General features: G+C 57.6%; 1 pseudogene. It reads right to left on the reverse strand.

The annotated features are described in order from the left end of the window. Positions 1-245: 245 nt before the first annotated feature. Positions 246-1,106: pseudogene (locus IE209_RS33590) on the reverse strand (IS630 family transposase); the annotation flags it as partial. Positions 1,107-1,227: the final 121 nt, after the last annotated feature.

The raw sequence follows: 1,227 nt of genomic DNA on the forward strand, positions 1-1,227 counted from the left end.
GCGGCCCAATTGACGGTAGCGGGGACATCGGCGGCAGCCTGACGCCACAGATCGGCGATCCGGCGCTGACTTGCCGCGAACTGGCTCTGCGCCCGGTACACGCCGAGCGCCGCAAATCACTCTCCTGAACGCCAAACCCTGGTGGTGAACCTGACACCTGGGCGGGAAAATCGAGTGTCTCAGCCGGCTTGATGGCGCTTCCGCGGTGCGATACTTGGCCTCATGCGGTTAAAACGCCTATCCGTGGGGCTGTAGCTGGGCAGGTAAAACAACTCAATGTCCTCTTTGTGCAATGCCGCCCACTCTTTGACCGGCTTGCTGTGGTGCACCCTCAGGTTGTCAAGAATCAGGAAGATCTTCTTGCCCTGCGCGTCCTTGATCAAGGCCTGCATAAACTCGATCAGCTTGTCGGCATTGAACGCCTCATCAATGATCATCCAGCGCGTCTTACCCTGGTTCGTGACGGTGGCAATCATCGAAAGCTTTTGCCGTGTTCCACCCACTGCCCGCGTCACCGGTGTTTGACCGGTGGGCGCGTAACTTCTGCCACGCACATCCGTGTTGACCAGGGCTGTTTCATCGCCCCAATGGATCTCTGCGCCTTCACGCTTGGCCCTGGCTTCAATGGCAGGGTATTCATCTTCGAGCCACGCCTTGACGGCCTCAGGTCGCTGTTCGTAAGCTTTCTTGATCGGCTTTTGCGGCGTAAAACCCCAACGTGCCAGATAGTCGCCCACTGAACGCACAGATAGTTTCAGCCCCAGGTCGCGTTCGATGAGTTCGCGCACGGCGGGCCGGCTCCAAAGCGCAAACTCCATCTTGATCTGCTCGGGGCGTTTGTCGATGATGGTCATTCGAATGGCGCGCTCTTGCTCAGGAGTCAGGCTGCGTCCACTACCGGGCTTCTTGCCCCTGGCGTGGGGCTTGAGTGCAGCCGCTCCGCCTTGCTCGAACAGGCGCAGTGCAGCGTTGACACCAGACCAACTCAGCCCGGTTTGCTCCACGATCTGCATCACGCCAACACCTTTTCGATGCAAACGGATAACTTGCTTGCGCCGTTCTTGCAGCACTTCCCGCGACTGCTTGCGTGCATCTTCTTTTTCCATGAACTTTGGAGTCAGGTCATCAACAAAAGTTGATGAATAAATTATGCCGAGTCTATAACTCCCGTTGACATGTTGGCGATCGTTGAAAACTGACCCACTGACGGGGGCCGCGATCGCGCAA

The sequence above is a fragment of the Pseudorhodoferax aquiterrae genome (assembly GCF_014652235.1).
GTDB classification, from domain to species: domain Bacteria; phylum Pseudomonadota; class Gammaproteobacteria; order Burkholderiales; family Burkholderiaceae_C; genus Pseudorhodoferax; species Pseudorhodoferax aquiterrae.